Below are 21,661 nucleotides of genomic sequence, written 5' to 3' on the forward strand. Positions count from 1 at the left end.
GTAGAAGATCCCGATTATTTAGCTGAAATAGAGAACATCTACTTCGATTTTGACAAATCCAACATACGTCCCGATGCGGCCAAAGAACTTGATAAGCTCATCAAACTCATGACCGAGGACTATCCGGAACTGGTCATCGAGATAGGCTCCCATACAGACCGCAGGGGTAGCAATGCCTATAACGAAAAACTCGCTGAACGCAGGGCCAAAGCTACCTATAATTACCTGGTAGCCAATGGTATTGCTCCAGAGAGGATCGCCGCATATCAGGGCTATGGAGAAACACAGCCGGCTATCCCATGTGACCGTTGTTCAGAAAAAGACCACCAGTTAAACCGAAGATCCAAGTTTAGTGTCGTGAAAATGCAATAATCACCCAACAAGGAAGGTGCTGCTATTTTATCCCCCGGATATATTATAGCTAATATATGCACACTGGTAGTAGCCCCTTCCAGATTTTAAGTAGGTTTGATTCCCCACAAATCAAACTGTAAAGAAAAAGGTTCAGCCTCTAGCCTGAACCTTTTTTGTTTTTTTTACGTAAGTATTAGCAGATACCGTTGCTTTTCTAATTCAAATACACTTTAACAATTTTTGGCATAGTTCCTGAAATAATTAAAGAAAAAATTGAAAATAGCGGAAAACCCTAAAAAATAAGCTAATGAAACTGAAAAAAACACTTATGCTTTCATGTTTCGTTTTCTCAATTCTTACCGCATGTACGAAAGATGAAAATGAACTTGCAAAGGAAACCGACACTACAGTTACAAATATCCAGAACCCTAATAATTCCATAGAAAACTCTGAACTCGAGATTGAGAGTTTTATTTTTAATGGTTTAAATGAAATTTATCTCTATAAAGCTGATATCCCTGAACTGCAGGAAGGCTACTTCGAATCTAATAACGACCGGCTAGAGTTTTTAGCGGAGGCGGGATCTCCGGAAGAGCTTTTTGATGATCTTACCTCTTCACAGGACAGGTTTAGTTTTATCACAGATGATTACAGAAGACTCGAGGATCGTTTTAACGGAGTTAGCGGAGCTACCGGTATCAAATTCGGCATAGGCCGTATCTCGGGTACCAATAATGTATTTGGGATCATTAGATACATTCTTCCCGGAACATCTGCAGAGGCAGCGGGACTAAAACGAGGAGATATTTTCACCGAGATCAACGGACAAAAGCTAACCTCTAATAATTTCGCTTCCCTAATTGAAAACTCAAATTTCACAATTAATGTAGGATATGTTGAAAATAACCAGATCGTCCTCACAGATAAAAATGTGCAGTTGTCTGATGAAAATTATACCGAAAACCCTATTTATATCTCTAAGGTCCTGGAGGTGGGGAATAGAAAGATTGGTTACCTGATGTACAATAGTTTCATTGGAAATTTTGATAATGAATTAAATGATGCTTTTGGAGATTTTAAATCAGCTGGTGTAACAGACCTTATTCTGGACCTTCGCTATAATGGAGGAGGATCTGTAGAAACCGCTACAGATCTTGCGAGTATGATTACCGGTCAATTTAAGGGTGAAGTTTTCATCAAGGAACAGTGGAATGCGAAATATCAGAGTTTCTACGAATCCCAGAACCCGGAAGCATTGTTAAATAAATTTGATGACAGGATTAGAACGGGTGCTGGTATTAACAGCCTGAATCTATCTGAGGCTTATATATTAACGTCCTCTTCCAGTGCATCTGCCAGTGAACTCATGATTAATGGTCTGGATCCCTATATTAATGTGATCCAGGTTGGTGGCCAGACGGTAGGAAAATTTCAGGCATCGGTCACGCTTTATGACAGTGAAAACTTTGGAAGAGCCGGAGCAAGTGAAGAACATCAATATGCGATGCAGCCACTAGTTTTTAAATCTCTGAATGCAGATGGAAATACAGATTATGTAAATGGACTTTCACCAGATGTGGAATATATAGAAGACCTGAATGATTTTGGAACACTCGGAGAAGAAGATGAGCCTTTACTGGCAACTGCCCTGAATAAAATCCTTGGCCGTGCACCACTTAACAAATCCACGGAAAAAAGACTGGATTTTGAAATACTGGGCGAAACAGATATGAATCAGCCCTATTACCAGAGAATGTATATAGATGAACTCCCCGGAATCTAATAACCCGGATTATTAACTAAAAAAAAGCTTCAGTTGATTACTGAAGCTTTTTTATTCGGTTTTATAAATTTCATAGTAGGAATATTCTAATATATGATATTTAGATCTGGTAATAAGACATAAAAAAAGGGCCAGCCTCTAGCCTGAACCCTTCTTTTCGATTTGGGGGGAAAACAAACCTTATCGTTCTATTTCTTTATGAAGATATTGGTGAAATAATTTTTACCCTCTGCATCCTGTCGTACTGAAATTCCAAAATGCGTATATTCACCTTCAATATTTTCTCTGTGTCCCTGGCTCTTTAACCATGCACTTACTACTGCTTCTGCGCTTCTATAACCAAATCCTACATTTTCTGCAACCGCTTTAGCACCTACCCTATTCATCAATTTAGAAGCTCGTAAGGCAAAATTATCATGACTAACTTCTCCTTCGCTGATCATATGGTGGTTATGCCCTTCAGATTCCACAGAAACTTCTGCCATTGCCTTTAATTCCTCTAATCCATTAGCAGCTCTGTAAATATTAACTTCCTCAAGAATCTCCTGCTCGATAGTATTATAATTATATACCGCAGTTTCTGTTACTACCTGATTGTAAGCAGTTACTTCATCGTGAATACTTTCTTTGGAACAAGATGTAAGAAAAAGAGTACAAGCAATAAATGCAATTCCGGTTAGTTTCAAATTTTTCATGAGTACATGTATTAGATTCGGGTCAGATAAATGTACTTTAATTATCGACTAAATACACATCACACTAAAGAATAGCTTTATTTTTTGATAATTTTAACAAAACCTGTAGGAATTTACAGTCAATTCAACCTTTTGTAATCGGTGAAGTGCATACTAAGGCGTAGGAAAGACAATGTTATTCAACGATTATTTCTTTTCCATCATCGGCAAGGATTACATCAGAAAAGATAGTTTCGGCTTCGATCCGGAATTTTTCAATATTATCATACCGGGTGGAGTAATGTCCAAGGATAAGTTTTTCTACTCCGGCTTCTTTCGCAATAGTCGCGGCTTGCTTAGCTGTGGAATGACGGGTGGGAAATGCCAGTTCGGTATCAACTTCCAGAAAAGTAGATTCGTGGTAAAGCACGGTAACCCCCTTTATTAAGGGCACAATATCCAGGTCAAAAACCGTATCACTGCAATATGCATAAGATTTTGGTGGAGAAGGCTCTACCGTTACCAGATGGTTAGAAATAAGTTTTCCGTCTTCAGAAACTACATCCTTGCCTTTTTTTAAACTTTTGAAAAGGGTATAATCTATATTGTACTCCTCTGCCTTATCTCTCAATAATTTACGGTCTCCTAGTTTTTCTTTAAAAAGAAAACCGTTGGTATAAATGCGGTGTTTAAGAGGAATAGTACTAACACTTACTCTATCGTCTTCGTAAATAAGTTCAGGTTGTTTTGAGGTAAGCTCGTGAAAGATGAGAGGAAAGTTTGTCCAGGAGTTTGCCAATTTCAATTGAAGAGTAATAATTTCTTTAATTCCCTTAGGTCCATATATGTGCAATTCTGTATCCCGGTTTAAAAGCCTGAAGGTACTTACAAGCCCTATAAGTCCATAAAAATGATCCCCATGCAGGTGAGATATAAAGATATGCCTGATCCGGGAAAACCTGATCTTATTCCTCCGCAATTGTACCTGGGTGCCCTCAGCGCAATCGATAAGGAATAAATTATTCTGTATTTCAAGAACCTGCGCACTGGGATTAGTGAAGCTTCGGGGAGTAGCTGCATAACAGCCAAGAATATTGATCTTCATGAGATCTGGCTTTACATTTTTTATAGGTTGCGATGCACTTAAAATCCCAGGTCTCTTTGTATCTCGTCCATCTGTATCATATCTTCAGCCTCCTGCAAAGTGGGAACTACAACTAATTCGTCAGGCAAATCATCTATTCCCATAGAGTCGTTTACCAGTACAAAACTTTTACCTGCATTTCTATGTACATCAGAAATTTCAAGAAAAGCAAGTAAGTTTGAAGATGAAAGGTCTTTAAACTCTAACAAATTGATCACTAGGTTCTCTTTTTCAAAATCTGAGTGATGCGAAGTAAGTTCAGAAGCGAAATCGGTTAGATTTTCACCTTCATTCGAAATTATTGTAAAGTTTTCTTCTTTTGAAATTTTCATTTTATAATCTTATTTCCATTTAATCTACGAACATCTTTAATCCTTCCCTCTTATTTATTGCTTGATCTTGGAAGCCAGCAAATAAATTACAGCCATTCTGATGGCCACCCCGTTCTGGACCTGATCCAAAATAATGGCGTGCTCTGAGTCTGCGATATCGCTGGTAATCTCCACGCCCCTGTTTATAGGTCCGGGATGCATGATCACTATTTCTTTATTAAGACTATCAAGTAACTTCTTATTCAGCCCAAATTGTTTTACATATTCCCGGGTACTCGGGAAGTAGCTAATATCCATGCGTTCATTTTGAACCCGCAGCATATTTGCCACATCGCACCATTCCAGAGCAGCTTTCAGGTTCATCTCCACCTCTACTCCAAGCGATTCAATATGCTTAGGCAACAAAGTTTTAGGTCCGCATACTTTAACCTGAGCTCCCTGCAGCTTTAAAGCGAATATGTTAGACAAGGCGACCCTGCTATGCAAAATATCTCCTACGATCACAACTTTTTTGCCGGCTACCTCTCCCAGCCTTTCCCGTATAGAATAAGAATCCAGTAAAGCCTGGGTAGGATGTTCATGAGCGCCATCACCGGCATTGATAATACTGGCATTCACATGTTTTGACAAAAAGATACCTGCACCGGGGTTAGGATGACGCATAACCACCATATCCACCTTCATGGAGAGTATGTTATTTACGGTATCAATCAGGGTTTCTCCTTTTTTTACCGAAGAAGAGGCTGCGGAAAAATTAATCACATCGGCACTTAATCTCTTCTCGGCCAGCTCAAAGGAAAGCCTGGTTCTGGTACTGTTTTCAAAAAATAAATTAGCTATGGTGATATCCCTTAAAGAAGGAACCTTTTTGATGGGCCGGTTGATCACCTCCTTAAAATGATCGGCGGTTTTAAAAATAAGATCAATATCTTCCGGTTTGAGATATTTGATTCCAAGTAAGTGATCCACACTTAATTCGCTACTCATTTTTTATCTATTTTGAGATTAGATAAACTGCATCTTCCCCGTCATTTTCCATCCAGCTTACCTTTACTTTTTCTTCATTTATTGCATCTACCTGTCTTCCATTATAATCTGGCTGAATAGGTAAATGCCTGCTGAAACGTCTATCTATAAGACTTAGAAGTTCTATTTCCTTGGGCCTGCCAAATGACTGAATTGCCGTTAGAGCAGCTCTGATACTTCGGCCGGTATATAATACATCGTCTATAAAGACCACACACTTATCCTCTACAATAAAATCTATCCTGGTTTTATTGGCTTCCAGAGGTTTCTCTCCCCTTCTGAAGTCATCCCGGTAAAAAGTTATATCCAGTTGCCCGGTTTTGATTGAATCAAGACCATATTCTTCTTTCAGGATTTTTTCAATTCTATTCGCAACATAGATACCTCGTGGTTGAATTCCCACAAGAACTGTATTCTTAAAATCTGTATGTTTTTCTACTAATTGACAAGCCAAGCGATGAAGAATGATGTTGAGTTGATTGGAGTCTAAAAGTACTTTCCGGCTCATAAGACTGTTTGTAGATTGCCACAAAAGTAATGTTTTTTTTGGATTGAATCATATACCATTTTTGAACCTACCCATTGATAATTAGTGGGTGTTTTCAAGTTTTTGTAAATTGAATAGAATACGATGCAGAGTAAACATTGGATTCCTAATACCCATAACATGTTCAGATCAAAAGAAATACGCTGGTTTTCCCATAATGAAATGAAATTTGTAGAGGCCTGGTTCGAGAAGAACGGATATCTTTTTGAAAATACCGAAGCCCGAACAGACTATTATTTACCACTCCGGGAAAAGGAAGACCTGGGCATTAAATTAAGAGAAAACAATATCGAGATCAAACACCGTAAGTCCAGGTCTGAGGTGGTAGATTTAACTTCTACGGTACAGGGCTATTATGAGAATTATGTGAAATGGAGCTTTTCATCAGCTGAAGGTGATATCCTGGTACATGAAATTACTACTGAAGATAAATACGACTGGCTTGCGGTTAGAAAAGAACGCATTGGTTTTAAACTTACAGATGATGAAGATGGTAAGATCATCCGGGTAAGCCTGGATAATTTTCCCGATTACGGTTGCCAGATCGAATATACGAGGGTACTTGTAAAGGATGAGCTTTGGTATACCTTTGCCCTGGAGTGGTTTGGCGCCAGGGAATTAAAATTTGATACTACCATCATAAAAAGAATTCTTGGTGAAGAGCAATTAATGTCTGAGGATTCCAAGGGCTATGCCGAATTCCTAAATACAATATAAACTAAGCTATTTCAGAACAGAAGATTGAACTATTTTAACTTTTTCAAAAAGTCAAGAATTTCCTTTTCCACGCTTCTTATATCTTTTGATTTAATATCACTTCCTATAAAATGAGTACCCGGGTTTTTCAGGGCTACCAAAGATTTTAAAGAATCTGGCGTAGAAATTAATTTGTAGGCTTCCTCATACACATCAATCTCTACATGTTCATCCTCTTCCATAAAATTTTTATGGTAATACAATGTAAGCACCGGGGTTTTTATTTTTTGGAAAGTTTCAGGAACCATAGTGGTTTCAACAAGAACCTGAAGGTCTACCAGCGCTTTTGACGGATAAACAGTATCCCAGTATTTTTTTGCTATTTCCCGATCATGTTTAATCTCTTTATTCTCTCCGAAAGAAATGAGATTGGCAATTTCATATCCCCAGGGAGTATTAAGAACAAATGTTCCTGGTTGATCGTCTTCCAGATTAGGAGATAAATTGATCAGGGCATAAATCTTATCAGGATACATAGCAGCTAGCTTAAGAGCTAAGGTTCCGCCGGTAGAAGTACTCATTATAATAACTTTCTCTCCAATTAAATTTCCTATTACCAAAGCTTCCTGTGCAGATTTCCAGGCATTCTCCCCATTAAAATTATCTAAGGATGCAGGTGGTTTTAAACCGTGACCGGTCCATCTGGCTAAAAACAGATTTGCATTCAAAGAATCTGCGATATTCTTATTAACAGGATAACCATCGCGGTAACTACCGGCAAATCCATGTAAGTAAACGATACTATATTCTGTTTTTTCTGGTTCGTCCTGCCAGATAATCCTCGCCTGGTTATCATCTCTCACAGGCATAGAATTTTCTTTATTTTTAATATAATCTTCCAGGTGGGTTAAACCTGAAGGCAATTCGGGAAGATCGTTTTTATATACCGGCTCCTCGGGTACAGGTCCTAAAAAATAGGTTACTATCACGATTAGCAGAAACATTATCAGCAACCAGTATCTTTTCTTCATGCGCAATGATAAGAATAAATAGGTTTTACTTTATTTAATGAAATGTGAAAAACCAAATATGTAAAATACATAGCATAAAAAAACCCGCAGTAAGACTGCAGGTTTTTATTGTAAAAAATATATTAAACGATGAATAAACCAGCAATGGCATTAACTTCAGCCATGCTAAGCGGTTCATCAAAAGCTTCGGTGATCGCAGCTGTTCCTCCAAAATCATCAAAAAGGCCTTTTAATTCCACGCCTCCTTGTACAGTATTTGCCTCTCCTTCATAAACAGCGGCAATGGCTGTACCGACGGAACCATTTCCAGTTATCCAGCCTTTTTCCCCACGCATTCTTCTTACCTGGGATGCGTGTCGAGCTTCTACCGAATGAATTTGCAAAGCATACTCCAATAATGTATTATCTATAGCCAGAGCACCTGCCTGTCCTTTATAGGCTCTAACTCCAGTATCTTCAAAACCTTGTGACAACAATAAGAAAGTACCATAATCTGTAAAAGTGTCTAATGCTCCACCTACGGTAAAATCAAAAGTTGGTTCTGGATCAGCCAGGCCGCCAAGGGCCGCTGCCAGGAAATTGACATGAGATTTTTCATGATCCAATATCAATGCAAAAACATCCTTATCCTTTTCTGGAATTAACCCAGTAGTATCTAATCCAATTTGATAGAAATTTCGTTCCAAATACTCCAGGGTTAGGGCAAAGTTGAGTATATCTGTTGGTGATGCCATTGCCGAAGCCGCCGGCATTGCCATTGTTGCTGCAGAAGTTTTTTTCCCGGTAGCTGCCAGTGCAAAAGGAATTGAGGCCAGGGCAGCCTGCTTACCAATCCTTTTTATTTTTTGAAAAGATTCTCTCCTGCTGGATTTCTCTTCCAAAGCCTCCTTACCGGAGATCTTATCTAATAGATCTATAAAATTCATAATTGTATTTTTTAAGTTAATGTTTTAAGCCGTAGGAATATTATTAGTAATAAACCTTGTATTAAGGAAACCGGTATCTGATACAGCTGCAAGAATATCTCTTGGAGGTGTAGCCCGGTCATAAGCCAGATCAGAACCACCAATATCAGTTAATAACGTCGTACCGAGTACATAATCTCCTGAAGCAAAATCCTGCGATCCGGGATTTATAAGATCTCTTATGGCTGAGGCATGTCTTGCTTCTACAGAAACAATTTTACCCGCTAAAAGCAAAAATTCTGTGTTCTCAAGTAATTTACCTGCACCATTGTATGCCTGTACTCCTGTGTCCTCAAGCAATTGAGAGACGGCCAGTACATTAGACCTATTCGAAAAAGTAACTGCACTAAAATCAAATTCTAGATCGGGAGCTATTTCCCCGGGATCAAAGAAAGAATTCAATGCTGTTTTAAAGAACTCTCTATGGATCACTTCATGGTAATAAATATCAGTAAGGATCTGTTCTTCATTAGGTTCTACAGGAGAATAGGATAGACCTGTATCGGTCACTACCCTGGCATAAAAGGCGGCTTCCAGTTGTTCCAGGATATAGGCATAATTTAATATCGCCCTGTCTCCCTCGCCCAGGTTAAATACTCTTTTGTTATTAACACCTTTAGCCCTGGCATCTGCAGTAACAAACTCTTCACTTTCAGGTTCACAGGAAGTCAAGAATAAACTTGTTCCCACAAATGCCAGCCCGCCGAGTTTCAGGAATTTCCTTCTGGATTTTCCGGAATTCGACTTTTCAGTCTCTGGCAATTCAACTTTAATAACCGGTTTTTTCATAATTAAATTTTTTAGGTTTATATTTTAACAACATATAAATACTTACGAATCAACCACTTACATGGTTTTTGAAAAAGTTACATTTAACATTAATTCATAAGAACCTTACCGAAGAAATAGTAAACCGAGCTTTTCATCTTGTTTTAATTATTACGGTGCGATATTATTCTTACACTACTCTTTAGGATTTTCCATTCGCAGACCGCACATTTTTAATTAATCTTTCGCCACCCAATAATTGGATTTTAAAAAGATTTCATCTTTCTTGCAATTAATAAGATTCCCAAAATCTTACTATTAACCTACTTATCTAAGAATGAATTATGTAAAGGATAGGCTCTTCCCGGTCTTAAGGGAGAATGCCTGCGTCTTCGAATTTACCCAGGTCAATGCCCAGGATGGTTTTCTGATCATTGATATCTGTGATCCCAGCAAAATCTGGCTAAACCCAAAGTTACGTACTGTCCTCGGCTATGAGAATACAGATCTGCAGCGGGTAGAATTAACTACAGAATTTCTGGAAGATGAAACTATCAGCCTTTTAAGTGAAATAGAAAACGGAAAGTATCAGGTTCACCTGAAGCATAAACAGGGCTTCAAACTATATCTGAATAGCCAGGTACTTAAAGTAGATTATTTTGATTCCTCCCTTGTCATTTTTGGTTTCAACCAGATCGAACCTCTTCCAGAGGTCAAGATTAATTTACTCCGAAAAATTAACAGATACAAAAAGATCATTGAAGGTACCGAGCTGGGAACCTGGCAATGGAACATACAAACCGGAGAGGTTATTTTCAGTGAAAAGTGGGCAGAGATTCTTGGATATGAATTAAAAGAATTAGAACCTACATCAGAAGAAACCTGGGCTTCGATAGGACATCCGGATGATCAGGAGAAATGTAAAAAAGGGCTTCAGGAGCATTTTGAAGGGGTGACAGAATATTACCAGACAGATGCCCGGGTAAAACACAAATCTGGTCACTGGATCTGGGTGAGAGATAAGGGTAAAGTAGTAAGCTGGACAAAAGATGGGGAGCCCGAATGGATGACCGGTTTTCATGCCGATATTACCGAAGAAAAAAAGAGCCTTGAGATAAAAATGCTTTTTATAGATCAGGCTCCTACAGCAATTGCCATGCTGGACACAGAGATGAATTATATCGCTGCATCTCAAAATTGGCGTACAGATTATCAGCTGGAAGATGATGTCATTGGTAAAAATCATTATCAACTATTTCCCAATATTTCAGAAGAATGGAAGGAAATTCATCGAAAATGCCTTCGCGGCGAAGTTCATAGAAAAGATGAGGACTGCTTTTACAGGGAAGATGGAACCGAGCAATGGATCAGTTGGGAAGTGAGACCCTGGTATACCCAGGAATCCAAAATTGGTGGTCTGGTTATGCATACAGCAGATATCACCAGAATGAAAATGGCTGAAAAGGAAAATTTCCAAAAGCAGCAGCTAATGGAAACGGTTCTGGAAAATATTGATGTTGGGATAGTTGCCTGCGACAAAGATGGCAACCTGAGCCTTTTTAATAAAGCAACTAAAGACTGGCATGGGTTACCAGCAAAACCAATACCCCAGGATCAACTTTCAGAATACTACGGCCTTTATAATGTGGATGGCACCAGGTCACTCGAAACCGATGAAATACCATTATTAAAAGTTTTAAAGACCGGAAAACTGAGTAATGAAGAAATCATGATAAAGCCTAAGAAAGGTGATAGTATGAAAGTTTCAGTGAACGGGTCGCGATTTTATGATGAGAGCGGGAATATTGCCGGGGCGGTAGTCGCGATGCATAATATCACGCATAGAATTGATGCCGAAGAGAAGTTACGAATTAGTGAAGAAACATTCCGTGGTAGCTTTGAACATGCGGCTATAGGAATGGCGGTTCTTAATGCTGAAGGAAAATGGCTGCAAATGAATAATCGCGTTTGTGAAATAGTCGGTTATTCTGCTGATGAATTAAAAAAACTTACTTTCCATGACATCACTCATCCCGAGGATTTAAACCTGGATCTAACCCTATTAAATGAACTGGTTGAAGGAAAACGGGAATATTACCACATGGATAAGCGATATTATCACAAACAGGGACATATCGTTTACATAAATCTTGCTGTATCTCTCGTAAGGGACGAAAAGAAGAACCCTTTGTTCTTTGTTTCCCAGATCACCGATATTACAAAACAAAAGACTGCTGAAGCCAGGTTTGAGCAGACACTGGCAGAAATGAAAGCGCTTCTGGAAGCAAGTACTCAGGTAAGTATTATAAGTATAAGGCCAGACGGAATTATTACTGCCTTTAATAAAGGAGCTGAAAATCTTCTGGGCTACTCTAAAGATGAGGTAATTGGGATACACACTCCAGCCCTCATTCACTCCAAAAAGCAGGTAAAAGCCAGGGCCAAAGAGTTTGAAAAGAAATATGGTGAATCCCATGAAGGTGTGGAATTGTTCAAAGCCATGGCCAGGAAAAATCCTTATGATACCAGGGAGTGGTTCTATAAAAGAAAAAATGGCACTTTATTCCCGGTGCAATTAACAATTACCGCAATTAAAGAAGGAAATGAGATAGTGGGATATCTTGGAGTAGCGACCGATATTACAGCAATTAAATCAGTGCAACGTGATTTAACAAATATTCTGAAACTAACAGATGATCAAAACGACCGTCTTAAAAATTTCGCCCATATTGTTTCACATAACCTGAGATCTCATTCCGGCAATTTAGGAATGCTCCTGGATTTGTATATCGAAGACCATCCTGATCAAAAAAATAACCAGATCATCGAGATGCTATATAATGCTTCAGGAAATTTAAAAGAATCTATAGAGCATTTAAATGAAGTAACCGTCATTAATACTAATGAAGGTGATAGTTCGATACCCATAGCATTACACGAGGAAATTAATAATGCCGTGGAATCTGTAAATGCATTGATTGGAGATGCCGATCTCGAGGTTATCAATGAGGTTCCTGAAGATTGTTATGTATTAGGAATAAAAGCCTACATCGAAAGTGTCCTGCTCAATTTTACTACGAATGGGATCAAATATCTTTCTAAGGACAGGGACAGCTACCTGAAATTTTCAGTAGAAAACAAGAAAAAATTCACGCATCTAATTATTGAAGATAACGGGCTGGGTATCGACCTGGACAGGCATAGACAAAAATTATTCGGAATGTATAAAACCTTTCATAATCACAAAGACTCCAGAGGGATTGGTTTATTTATAACTAAGAACCAGGTGGAAGCGATGGGAGGAAAAATTAATGTGGAAAGCACTGTAGATAAAGGAACAAAATTTATAATAAGTTTAAAGAAGTATGAAAAAAGTTGATATCGCCTGCATCATAGATGATGACCCCATCTTCGTGTTTGGCACAAAAAAGATCATGAAACTCGCCAATTTTTGCAACAGTTTTATGGTATTTCATAATGGCGAGGAAGCTATTAATAACCTCAGGCCTATCATGGAATCCAATAATGCATCCCTGCCAGATGTTATTCTCCTAGACCTGAATATGCCTATTATGGATGGATGGGAATTCCTTGAGGAATTCGTTAAGATACCCAGTCAAAAAGAAGTGACCATCTATATCGTAACCTCATCTATAGACCCTCAGGATATCGAAAGGGCTAAATATTATGATAAGGTAAGCAGCTATTTAATAAAACCTATTAGTTCAGAAAAACTTCAGCAAATCCTCTCGGCTGAGATTTAATCCTATAACCTGAAAAAAGAAAAACCTCCTTAGTTGCCTAAGGAGGTTTTTACATTATAAATATCAGGAAAGATTACTCCTTACCTTCCATTTTGTCTTTCAACGCCTGAAGATCAGCATTAACATCACCAATAGTAGTGGCATTGTCTTTGTTTTGAGAAGCTGATTTCTTAGCAGCCTGCTTAACAATTTTTTGCTCTTCTTCTTTGTGAATTACCATGTGAGAAGCTACCACTCTCTTGAATTCTTTATTGAATTCAATGATCTGGAATTCTGCTTCTTCACCTTTCTTAAGTTTAGAACCGTCTTCTTTTTCAAGATGTCTCTGCGGAATAAAGGCAGTGATATCCTCATTAAAGTCGATAGTTGCACCCTTGTCTACGATCTCAGTGATCTCAGCAGTGTGCTTGGTTCCAACTCCGTAATCTTTTTCATATTTATCCCAAGGGTTATCCTCGATCTGCTTATGTCCAAGAGAAAGTTTTCTACCTTCTACATCTAATTCAAGAACTACAACCTCAAGCTCATCACCTACATTAGTAAATTCTGATGGGTGCTTGATCTTTTTAGTCCAGGAAAGATCTGAAATGTAGATAAGACCGTCAATTCCTTCTTCTAATTCAACAAATACACCGAAGTTAGTGAAGTTACGAACGATACCTTTATGTCTTGATCCTACAGGATATTTAGAAGTAATATCAGTCCAAGGATCCTGGCTCAATTGCTTGATCCCAAGAGACATTTTTCTGTCTTCTCTGTCTAATGTAAGGATCTGTGCTTCAACCTCATCACCAACATTTACGAAATCCTGAGCTGAACGCAAGTGCGTGCTCCATGACATTTCAGATACGTGGATAAGACCTTCAACACCTTCAGCAACTTCGATAAATGCACCGTAATCTGCGATTACAACTACCTTACCTTTAACATTGTCACCAACTTTAAGGTTCTCGTCAAGAGCATCCCATGGGTGCTGGCTAAGTTGCTTAAGACCTAACTGAATTCTAGACTTAGACTCATCAAAGTCAAGGATTACTACGTTAAGTTTTTGATCAAGTTCAACGATCTCATTTGGATGGTTGATTCTAGACCAGCTAAGATCTGTGATGTGAACAAGTCCGTCAACACCTCCAAGGTCAACGAATACACCGTAAGAAGTAATGTTCTTAACAGTACCTTCAAGTACCTGACCTTTTTCAAGCTGACCAATGATCTCTTTCTTCTGCTCTTCGATATCTGCTTCGATAAGCGCTTTATGAGATACAACAACGTTTTTGAATTCATGGTTGATCTTAACCACTTTGAATTCCATGTTCTTACCAACGTAAGCATCGTAATCTCTAATTGGCTTCACATCAATCTGTGAACCTGGTAAGAAAGCTTCGATACCAAATACGTCTACGATCATACCACCTTTAGTACGGCATTTAATAAACCCGTTTACTACAAGGCTCTCATCGTGAGCTTTATTCACGCGCTCCCAGGCCTTAATCACTCTCGCCTTACGGTGAGAAAGGATCAACTGTCCTGTTGCATCTTCGCGAACGTCGATTAATACCTCAACGTCATCTCCTTCTTTAAGATCTGGATTATAACGGAATTCGTTAAGAGAAATCACCCCTTCACTCTTCGCGTTGATATCTATAATTGCATCACGATCTGTAATATTAATTACTTTTCCTGTTACAACTTCATCATCTAAAGTGTCAACGAAATTTTCTTCAACCAGCTTTTCAAATTCTTCCAGCTTCTTATCGTCGATAGGATCGATTCCTTCTTCGTAATTGTGCCAGTTAAATTCTTCGAGGAATTTTTCAGGATTTGTGTGCTGAGTTTCAGCTTCAGGTTGAGAATCGTTTGCAATCCCCGCTACTTCCTGTACTTCAAGATCCTGAGTTTCTTTGTTTGTGTTTTCTTCAGCCATTACTGACTATTAAATTTGTATTCTGAGTTTTTCCGGAAATCATTTCTGCAAAACAAAAACTTCAGAAGTTGTTTATAAATTTGATTATCAAGCCCTTTTGGATCTCCGATCATTTGCCAAAAAGGAGTGCAAAAATACATAACTAAACAAAAATCCGCAACTAATAATGAAATTAATTGCGGATATATTCTAAACTTATTTTCACTTAAGAATTTACTTCAGTAATTTTCTTTTTGGTCACCTCTAAAACTTTCTGAAACTGCTCTTCTTTACCATAATTAGAATTATCAAATTCAATGGCATCATCTGCCTTGATCAAAGGTGAATCATCCCTGGTGGAATCCATATAATCCCTGTCTTTAACATTCTGGAGCACGTCTTCATAACTTATCTCGTCTCCCCTATCCATTAATTCATCATATCTGCGCTGTGCTCTGTGCTCGGTAGAAGCGGTCATGAAAATTTTTAATTCAGCATCTGGAAAGACCACGGTACCTATATCGCGCCCATCCATAACCACTCCTTTACTTTTACCCATTTCCTGCTGCTGCTTTACCAGCATTTTTCGAACCTGGGGAATAGCTGAAACTTTACTCACCTGCTGCGAAACTTCCAGGTATCTTATTTCCTTCTCTACGTTCTCTCCGTTTAAATACATCTCACCATAGCCCAAAACATCATTATACTCAAAATGTAAATTTATAAAGGGTAAATGACGAATGATTGCTTCTTCATTAACATGATCATTAGACACAAAAAGTTTTCGCATCATATATAAAGTAACCGCCCTGTACATGGCTCCGGTATCTACATAAACATACTCCAGCTCTTTCGCCAGTCTTTTAGCCACGGTACTTTTTCCCGTAGAGGAAAATCCGTCAATAGCAATCGTAATTTTTTTATCCATCTATTTAAAATCTTTTGCAAAGATAATTTTTTAAAAAAGTTTTATGACAGGATCATAAAAAAAGCCCCTTACCGGGGCTTATATTTTAAAGGGTTTTGGCATTTTTTACATCTTCCTCTGTTATCGCAATATCAATTACTTCACTCATTTCCCTTACATAATGGAAAGTAAGACCTTTTACGTATTCTTCTTTGATCTCTTCAATGTCACGTTTATTATCTTCACAAAGAATGATTTCTTTAATCCTGGCTCTTTTAGCGGCCAGAATTTTTTCCTTTATACCTCCCACAGGCAATACCTTACCTCTAAGAGTGATCTCACCGGTCATAGCAATACTTCTCTTTACTTTTTTCTGGCAGAATAAAGAAACCAGGGAAGTAAGCATGGTTATCCCGGCACTAGGTCCATCTTTAGGCGTAGCTCCTTCCGGAACGTGAATATGCACGTTATATTGATTAAAGACCGCCGGATCTATACCCAGGCTTTCTGCGTTTGCTTTAATATACTCCATGGCTATAGTAGCAGACTCCTTCATTACTTTTCCCAGGTTTCCGGTAATACTCAAGTTACCTTTTCCCTTGGAGAGTATAGATTCAATAAAAAGAATATCTCCACCTACGCTGGTCCAGGCAAGACCTGTAACAACACCGGCAACATCATTATTCTCATATTTATCTCTTTCCATTTTAGGGCTACCCAGGATCTCGATAATATTCTCATCGGTTACCTTGATATTGTATTCCTCCTCCATCGCAATATTCTTGGCGGCATATCTTACCACTTTGGCGATCTGCTTTTCCAGAGCACGAACCCCAGATTCACGGGTATAACCTTCTACTATCTTTTCAAGTTGTTTTTTTCCAATCTTGAGATGGTCTGAATTAAGTCCATGTTCTTCAAGCTGTTTTGGAAGCAAATGCCTCTTAGCAATTTGCACCTTCTCCTCTATGGTATATCCGGTAACATTTATGATCTCCATACGGTCTCTAAGTGCCGGTTGGATAGTACTCAAAGAATTGCACGTAGCAATAAACATTACTTTGGAAAGGTCAAATCCCATTTCGAGGAAGTTATCATGAAACTCTGAGTTTTGCTCAGGGTCCAGGACTTCCAGTAAAGCCGATGATGGATCCCCGGCATTTCCCATACTTAGTTTATCGATCTCATCCAGTACAAAAACCGGGTTACTTGTTCCAGCTTTTTTCAGGCTTTGTATGATCCTGCCGGGCATGGCCCCGATATAGGTTTTTCTATGTCCTCTTATTTCGGCTTCATCTCTTAAACCACCAAGAGATATTCTAACATACTCTCTACCTAAAGCTTCTGCCACAGATCTACCTAAAGAAGTTTTACCAACTCCCGGAGGCCCATAGAGACAAAGTATGGGAGATTTCATATCATTTCTCAGTTTCAAAACCGCCAGATATTCTATGATCCTCCTTTTCACATCGTCCAGACCGTAATGATCACGATCCAGGATTCTTTTGGCTCTTTTTAGGTCGAATTTATCTTTGCTGAATTCGTTCCAGGGTAGATCCAGAAACAGATCCAGGTAATTTCTCTGGATAGAATATTCGGCAACCTGAGGGTTCATTCGCTGCATTTTTGAAAGTTCCTTTTCAAAATGATTCTGAACTTCCTCTCCCCATTGCTTTGACTGGGCCCTTTCACGCATCTCAACAAGCTCACCTTCATGGGATACCCCACCCAGTTCTTCCTGGATGGTTTTCATTTGCTGATGCAGGAAATACTCCCGTTGCTGCTGGCTCATATCACTCTGAACCTTGCTCTGAATATCGTTCTTAAGTTCAAGCTTCTGGTTCTCGGTATTCATGTGTTTCAGCGTAGCCAAGGCACGTTCCTTAAGATCGTTCATCTCCAGCAACTTCTGCTTTTCCTCTACGCTCAAATTCATATTTGAGGAAACGAAATTTATAAGAAATGAATCGCTCTCAATATTTTTGATTGCAAACGAAGCCTCAGAAGGGATATTAGGACTACCCTTGATAATTTGTAAAGCAAGATCTTTGATTGAATCTATAATCGCAGAAAATTCCGCATTTCCCTTTTCGGGACGATTATCAGGAATCTCAGCAACCGTTGCATTCATATAGGGCTCCTCTGTAACCAACTGGGTGATCTGGAAGCGCTTTTTTCCCTGAATTATTACCGTGGTATTACCATCGGGCATCTTTAGGACTCTAAGAATTCTCGCGACAACTCCTACCTTATTAATATCCTTGGAAGTCGGGTTCTCTACTTCCTCATCCTTTTGAGAAACCACTCCAATGATCTTACTTCCGTTATTTGCTTCGTTAATCAACTTGATCGATGCGTCACGACCTGCAGTTATAGGTATTACCACTCCCGGAAACAAAACAGTATTTCTCAGCGGTAGTATAGGCAGAGTTTTGGGCAGATTCTCTTTATTTATTTCCTCTTCATCTTCAGGTGTCATTAAAGGGATCAACTCGGCATCCTCATTGATTCCCTGCAGTGACAAACTGTCAATATTACCAAACTTTGTTTTAGCCATAATTATATTTAAGTCAAACTGTCACCAAAACCAATATGCATTAATTTTGGGAAGTTATTTAAAAGTCCTGATAGATAAGACTTTCAGAATTATTTCAGATTTTCTATTTCAATTATTCAATTCCTGTGCCACGCTTTCAATATTTTTTTTTCAAAAGTGTAACATCCCGAAAACTTCCTCATCTTTATTATAGAAACCAAGTTTTAATTGACACCAACCATCACACATATTAAAGACCTGGTAGAACGTTGTCGCAAAGGTGACCAGCGTGCTCAAATGGAGATTTACGAGCGGTATTATAAAGCGATGTACAACACCGCCTTGCGTATAACCGGTCGTGCTGCAGAGGCAGAAGATATAATGCAGGAGGCTTTTTTAAGAGCTTTTACTAAGATTGACAGTTTTAAGGGTAACTCTACTTTTGGGGCCTGGTTAAAAAGGATCGTAGTAAACGAAAGCATTACTGCTTACAACAAGATCATCAGGCTTGGGGAAGTAAGTTATAATGATGAGCTAAAAAATGAAGCAGAAGACTCCGGGGCAGCATTAAACGAAGATGACAGGAAAAACGCGAAAGTTCGCAGGATACTGGAGAAAATAAAATCTCTTAAGGAAAATTACAGGCTGGGATTAACCCTGCATCTTATAGAAGGTTACGACTATGAGGAAATTTGCGAAATAATGAATATTTCTTACGCTAATTGCAGGACCATGATATCCAGAGCAAAAACAAGTTTAAGGAAAAAATTACAGGATGATGAAGGATAATAAATTTAACGAGCTTTTTGAAGATCTGAACTTTGATATTGAAGAACCAGACCAAGGTCATAAAGAACGTTTTTTCAGAAAACTAGAGCAGGCTTCTGCAACTCCGGAAAAAGAACAAAAGATCCGCCGGTTATGGGCTCCTGTTATTAGTATTGCTGCCAGTCTGGCTCTCGTATTTTTCCTATTGGGTGAGTATATGAGCCCGCTAAATGCTGCAAATAATGATCTTGCCAGTATTTCTCCGGAAATGAAGCAAACCCAGCAGTTCTATACAGGATTAATTACCCGTGAATTGAATGCTCTGAATGAAGAGATAGGTCCTGAAACAGAAACTATTATTAACGACGCTTTGGAACAAATGAAAAAACTGGAAATGAATTATGCCCACCTCGAAAAGGATCTTATTGATAGTGGCAGGGATGACCGGGTGATTCATGCAATGATACAGAACTTCCAGCAACGAATAGACCTATTGAATAACGTATTAACCCAAATTGAAGAAATCAAATCATTAAAGAATCAAAGTCATGAAAACAATATTATCTAGTATACTCATTTTATTTGTATTAATTCCCGGTACCATGTATTTCGATTCTTTCGAAGGTAAAACAGGGTTAGACAATTCAGTGAATTCGGGAAAACACACTAAAGAAAAAAAGGTAAAAAAAGAATTCAAGGTGAATCCCAGCGATGAACTGAAAATCAATAATAGCTACGGGAACGTCGATATTACCACCTGGGATCAAAATCGAGTAGTAATCGAGGTTATTATTAAGACCAATGGTAACGATGAGGAGAAGGTTGCTAAAAAGCTGGATGAGATCAATATAGCATTCGAGCAGGCTGCATCTGGAGTTAGCGCAAAAACCCGGTTTTCTAAAGAAGATAAATCATGGTGGAAGGAGGTCTTTGGAGGGTCTGACAATGTGAATGTAGAAGTTAACTATATCGTAAGAGCTCCTGTGAGTAATCACCTCGATATTAATAATGATTATGGCGGAATCTATATTGACAAATCTACCGGTAATACAAAAATAAATTGCGACTATGGTAAAATGGATATCGGGGAATTAAAAGGTTCGTCCAATTACCTGAATTTTGACTACACGCGAGGTAGTAGTATTGGATATGTTACCAATGCCGAAATCAATGCCGACTATTCAGATTTTGAGATCGGGGAAGCTGGCAACCTAATGATAAAGGCAGATTATACCCAATCTAAAGTTGGTAAAGTTAGCAACATGGAATTCAATTGCGATTACGGAAGCATGGACATTGACAAGGTCAAAGTTCTTATTGGTAACGGTGATTATCTTTCTACCAGGATCAACCGGATCTTTGAATCTGCAGATATTAACCTGGATTATGGATCTTTATCTATTGAAAAAGTGATCAAAGGGGCGAAAAATATAGAAATCGATACCGATTATGCCGGGGTGAAACTTGGCTATGATAACGAGATGAGCTTTAATTTCCTGATTAAAACATCTTATGGAAATGTAAGCGGACTGGATGGTCTGAACATCAAAACCAGAAATGAACGAAGCACAGGTAATGAGGTTACCGGTTCATATGGATCTGGTGAAGAATCGAGGTTTAGAATAAGCACCAGCTATGGTAACGTCAAATTTCAAAAAAAATAATAATCAATTAATCAATCATTAATATCATGAAAAATTTCTTTTTTTTAATCAGTATTTGTCTTTTATCCGTTTCATGTATCAATGCTCAATGGGGTAACGGAGAGCGGGTTAAAGGTAATGGCGAAATGTCTACAGACATTAGAACCACAGATTCCTATGACGAAATTAAACTTGTTGGATCAATGAATGTGCAATTAGTTGCAGGCAATGAGGGCAAAATTAAAGTGGAAGCCGAAAGTAATCTCCAGGAGTTTATCATAACTGAAGTAAAGGGTGGTTCTCTGAAGATCTATACAGCAGAAGGTTATAATCTTTCACCAAGAGAAGAAATCCTAATAACCGTCCCTTTCAAAGACCTCAATGCAATTTCAGTAACCGGTTCCGGAGACATTTGGACCAGAGATAAAATTACAGGTTCAGATCTGCAGGTACAGGTTACGGGCAGCGGGAATATGAAACTTGAGCTGGATGTTAATCAACTTGACGGGAAAATAACCGGCTCTGGAGACATACAGCTTAAAGGAAACTCCAATAAATTTGAATGTACGGTAACCGGAAGTGGAGATTTTGATGCCTATGATCTTCAAGCAGAAGATGTAGATGCTAAAGTATCAGGATCTGGCGACATCATGATATATGCTAAAAACTCTTTAAAGGCCTCTGTGTTTGGGTCAGGAGATATAGTGTATAAAGGAGATCCGGAAAAACAGGATTTTAACAGCAGTGGATCTGGAGGAGTTTCTTCCTATTAAACGCTTCAGACAAACGAATAAAAAAAACCTGCTTCCTGCAGGTTTTT

Annotated in this window: 20 protein-coding genes; 9 read left to right on the top strand and 11 right to left on the bottom strand. The window is 38.6% G+C overall.

Annotation, left to right across the window (positions count from 1 at the left end; genetic code table 11):
- Window positions 1-372, top strand: a 372-nt coding sequence (locus FGM01_RS14075; RefSeq protein ID WP_143411832.1) for an OmpA family protein, incomplete at its 5' end; no start/stop codon positions are given.
- Window positions 373-661: 289 nt separating this feature from the next.
- Entirely contained in the window at window positions 662-2,137 is a 1,476-nt protein-coding gene (locus FGM01_RS14080; protein WP_143411833.1) for a S41 family peptidase, read from the top strand.
- Between the two features lie 188 nt (window positions 2,138-2,325).
- On the opposite strand, the gene FGM01_RS14085 is transcribed toward FGM01_RS14080, so the two are convergent.
- The 5 genes from FGM01_RS14085 to pyrR form a co-directional block, all read right to left on the bottom strand.
- Window positions 2,326-2,832: a CAP domain-containing protein gene (locus FGM01_RS14085; protein ID WP_143411834.1), complete on the bottom strand. Its 507-nt coding sequence runs from the start codon at window positions 2,830-2,832 to the stop codon at window positions 2,326-2,328.
- Between the two features lie 175 nt (window positions 2,833-3,007).
- On the bottom strand, window positions 3,008-3,916 hold the full coding sequence (locus tag FGM01_RS14090; protein ID WP_143411835.1) for a ribonuclease Z: 909 nt from the start codon (window positions 3,914-3,916) through the stop codon (window positions 3,008-3,010).
- A gap of 38 nt (window positions 3,917-3,954) precedes the next feature.
- The gene (locus tag FGM01_RS14095; RefSeq protein WP_143411836.1) at window positions 3,955-4,287 is read right to left on the bottom strand and encodes a ribonuclease Z; all 333 of its coding nucleotides are present in this window, start codon (window positions 4,285-4,287) and stop codon (window positions 3,955-3,957) included.
- A gap of 54 nt (window positions 4,288-4,341) precedes the next feature.
- Window positions 4,342-5,274, bottom strand: a complete 933-nt coding sequence (locus FGM01_RS14100) for an aspartate carbamoyltransferase catalytic subunit (RefSeq protein WP_143411837.1) — start codon at window positions 5,272-5,274, stop codon at window positions 4,342-4,344.
- A gap of 7 nt (window positions 5,275-5,281) precedes the next feature.
- Window positions 5,282-5,821, bottom strand: coding sequence for a bifunctional pyr operon transcriptional regulator/uracil phosphoribosyltransferase PyrR (pyrR, locus tag FGM01_RS14105; protein ID WP_143411838.1), 540 nt, complete (start codon window positions 5,819-5,821; stop codon window positions 5,282-5,284).
- Between the two features lie 123 nt (window positions 5,822-5,944).
- On the opposite strand from pyrR, the gene FGM01_RS14110 reads away from it, so the two are divergent.
- Window positions 5,945-6,577 carry a hypothetical protein gene (locus FGM01_RS14110; protein WP_166435235.1) on the top strand — a complete coding sequence of 211 codons (633 nt, stop codon included), beginning with the start codon at window positions 5,945-5,947 and terminating at the stop codon, window positions 6,575-6,577.
- A 29-nt stretch (window positions 6,578-6,606) separates the two neighbouring features.
- Here the strand turns inward: FGM01_RS14110 and FGM01_RS14115 are convergent, their stop codons facing one another.
- From FGM01_RS14115 to FGM01_RS14125, 3 genes are all read right to left on the bottom strand, one after another.
- Complete coding sequence (locus FGM01_RS14115; RefSeq protein ID WP_143411840.1) at window positions 6,607-7,587, bottom strand: alpha/beta hydrolase; 981 nt, start codon at window positions 7,585-7,587, stop codon at window positions 6,607-6,609.
- Between the two features lie 122 nt (window positions 7,588-7,709).
- On the bottom strand, window positions 7,710-8,513 hold the full coding sequence (locus FGM01_RS14120; protein ID WP_143411841.1) for a ferritin-like domain-containing protein: 804 nt from the start codon (window positions 8,511-8,513) through the stop codon (window positions 7,710-7,712).
- 24 nt (window positions 8,514-8,537) lie between these two features.
- Entirely contained in the window at window positions 8,538-9,341 is an 804-nt protein-coding gene (locus FGM01_RS14125) for a ferritin-like domain-containing protein (RefSeq protein WP_143411842.1), read from the bottom strand.
- Window positions 9,342-9,657: 316 nt separating this feature from the next.
- On the opposite strand from FGM01_RS14125, the gene FGM01_RS14130 reads away from it, so the two are divergent.
- Together FGM01_RS14130 and FGM01_RS14135 are read left to right on the top strand one after the other, a co-directional pair.
- Window positions 9,658-12,699, top strand: a complete 3,042-nt coding sequence (locus tag FGM01_RS14130) for a PAS domain S-box protein (RefSeq protein WP_143411843.1) — start codon at window positions 9,658-9,660, stop codon at window positions 12,697-12,699.
- A complete protein-coding gene (locus FGM01_RS14135; protein WP_143411844.1) occupies window positions 12,686-13,084 on the top strand; it encodes a response regulator in 399 nt (132 codons plus the stop codon). The genes FGM01_RS14130 and FGM01_RS14135 overlap by 14 nt, the downstream gene beginning before the upstream one ends.
- 73 nt (window positions 13,085-13,157) lie before the next feature.
- Here the strand turns inward: FGM01_RS14135 and rpsA are convergent, their stop codons facing one another.
- The 3 genes from rpsA to lon all read right to left on the bottom strand — a co-directional run bounded on the left by rpsA (window position 13,158) and on the right by lon (window position 18,451).
- A complete protein-coding gene (gene rpsA / locus FGM01_RS14140) occupies window positions 13,158-15,008 on the bottom strand; it encodes a 30S ribosomal protein S1 (protein ID WP_143411845.1) in 1,851 nt (616 codons plus the stop codon).
- A 205-nt stretch (window positions 15,009-15,213) separates the two neighbouring features.
- The gene (cmk, locus tag FGM01_RS14145; protein WP_143411846.1) at window positions 15,214-15,915 is read right to left on the bottom strand and encodes a (d)CMP kinase; all 702 of its coding nucleotides are present in this window, start codon (window positions 15,913-15,915) and stop codon (window positions 15,214-15,216) included.
- A gap of 85 nt (window positions 15,916-16,000) precedes the next feature.
- Window positions 16,001-18,451: an endopeptidase La gene (gene lon, locus FGM01_RS14150; protein ID WP_143411847.1), complete on the bottom strand. Its 2,451-nt coding sequence runs from the start codon at window positions 18,449-18,451 to the stop codon at window positions 16,001-16,003.
- Window positions 18,452-18,658: 207 nt separating this feature from the next.
- Between lon and FGM01_RS14155 the strand changes: the two genes are divergently transcribed.
- The 4 genes from FGM01_RS14155 to FGM01_RS14170 are packed head-to-tail and all read left to right on the top strand — an operon-like array spanning window position 18,659 to window position 21,614.
- On the top strand, window positions 18,659-19,219 hold the full coding sequence (locus FGM01_RS14155) for an RNA polymerase sigma factor (RefSeq protein ID WP_143411848.1): 561 nt from the start codon (window positions 18,659-18,661) through the stop codon (window positions 19,217-19,219).
- Window positions 19,206-19,766, top strand: coding sequence for a DUF4179 domain-containing protein (locus tag FGM01_RS14160; RefSeq protein ID WP_243735820.1), 561 nt, complete (start codon window positions 19,206-19,208; stop codon window positions 19,764-19,766). Before FGM01_RS14155 ends, FGM01_RS14160 begins: the two co-directional genes overlap by 14 nt.
- Entirely contained in the window at window positions 19,747-20,862 is a 1,116-nt protein-coding gene (locus tag FGM01_RS14165) for a DUF4097 domain-containing protein (protein WP_143411849.1), read from the top strand. Before FGM01_RS14160 ends, FGM01_RS14165 begins: the two co-directional genes overlap by 20 nt.
- A 26-nt stretch (window positions 20,863-20,888) precedes the next feature.
- Window positions 20,889-21,614, top strand: coding sequence for a head GIN domain-containing protein (locus FGM01_RS14170; RefSeq protein WP_143411850.1), 726 nt, complete (start codon window positions 20,889-20,891; stop codon window positions 21,612-21,614).
- The last annotated feature ends 47 nt before the right edge of the window (window positions 21,615-21,661 follow it).

It is taken from the genome of Christiangramia sabulilitoris (genome assembly GCF_007050985.1).
Classification (GTDB): domain Bacteria; phylum Bacteroidota; class Bacteroidia; order Flavobacteriales; family Flavobacteriaceae; genus Christiangramia; species Christiangramia sabulilitoris.